Raw genomic sequence first — 610 nt, forward strand, 5'->3', positions numbered from 1 at the left:
TGATGTTATTACTTGGCTTTCGCATTTAGAACAGACCTCTAGAACTAGACACGGCACCGCTGTTTCTAAAGGTAATACTGTTTATTTCGGCAAGAACTCTCAGCGCTGGAGCTTAAAGTTTTATGCTAAGGGTCAGGAAATAGAAGATCATGTTTTGCCTGCACCACTTGCACTCACTTCACTTCCTGATTTTGCCAATAACAAACTTAGAGCTGAATTGACTCTTAGAACTAAAGAGCTTTCCAAGCTTGGGCTGAATGTTGGTACTGGATGGTTTAATATTGATATGTGGGAGCTGTATTCGGAATATTTGGGCAGGGTAGAAATGACCGAACAGAAAGAACGCGATAATTTAGTTTTAGAGTTACCTAGTCACCTTAGGTCTACTTATCTTCTTTGGAAGGAAGGCCATTCACCTAAAACTATTTTGCCTAAGAGAACTTTTTACAGACATAGAAAGGATCTTTTAGCCTTTAGTATTGATATCTCAGTACCTAACCCTAAGGATAAAATGAATGATAATGTTATTCCTTTGAGAAGAGTTATCGAAATGCGTCCTTGTGGGATTCCTGAATGGGCTTTTGGTACTGATTTGCTTTTCGAGCCTAGA

General features: G+C 39.0%; 1 protein-coding gene. It reads left to right on the forward strand.

Annotated features, from left to right (window positions below):
* Positions 1–610: phage/plasmid replication protein, II/X family (locus F4V54_RS11175; protein ID WP_249041307.1), on the forward strand; the 610-nt coding region annotated here is incomplete at both ends.

Source organism: Corynebacterium tuscaniense (assembly GCF_008693065.1).
GTDB classification, from domain to species: domain Bacteria; phylum Actinomycetota; class Actinomycetes; order Mycobacteriales; family Mycobacteriaceae; genus Corynebacterium; species Corynebacterium tuscaniense.